This is a genomic window from Pseudoalteromonas sp. S16_S37 (assembly GCF_014694405.1).
Taxonomy (GTDB): Bacteria; Pseudomonadota; Gammaproteobacteria; order Enterobacterales; family Alteromonadaceae; genus Pseudoalteromonas.
The window spans coordinates 1-542 of the sequence record NZ_JAAUWV010000197.1 but is presented as its reverse complement, the minus strand read 5'-3'; the positions used below and the strand labels follow the sequence as shown (position 1 = coordinate 542).

The 542-nt window shown below is 43.0% G+C and carries 2 rRNA genes; both read left to right on the top strand.

Features of this window, described 5'->3' with window-relative positions:
- Window positions 1-5 precede the first annotated feature (5 nt).
- Window positions 6-120: ribosomal RNA gene (rrf, locus tag HC733_RS22605) — 5S ribosomal RNA — on the top strand.
- Window positions 121-167: 47 nt separating this feature from the next.
- Window positions 168-282: ribosomal RNA gene (rrf, locus tag HC733_RS22600) — 5S ribosomal RNA — on the top strand.
- Window positions 283-542 lie beyond the last annotated feature (260 nt).

The following is a 542-nucleotide window of genomic DNA, read 5'->3' as shown; positions in this document are numbered from 1 at the left end:
ATTTTCCTGGTGAACATAGCGTTTTGGAACCACCTGACCCCATGCCGAACTCAGAAGTGAAACGAAACAGCGTCGATGATAGTGTGGCAGCTGCCATGTGAAAGTAGAACATCGCCAGGACCCAATTTGTGATATGATAAAAATAATAAAAAATATTAAAAAATTTGCTTGATGACCATAGCGTTTTGGAACCACCTGACCCCATGCCGAACTCAGAAGTGAAACGAAACAGCGTCGATGATAGTGTGGCAGCTGCCATGTGAAAGTAGAACATCGTCAAGCACCTAATTAGAGAAAGCCCGATTCCAAAGAGTCGGGTTTTTTTATGGTGTTAAATCGTCTCGTACAGTGTTCAAGTGCGAGTCCCTCAGCAGTAGCTAAACTGGCTTACTTCACCTTGCGCAAAAGGAATGTAAGCACTTCGTTGATGCCGCGCGCGAAAACTTAGCGCCAATTGCGCGAAAACTGCGAAAAATGAAAGTTTCACTATATTAAACAGCTTTCCAAATTATTAAACCTCTATCTCTGTATACGGTAGGTCT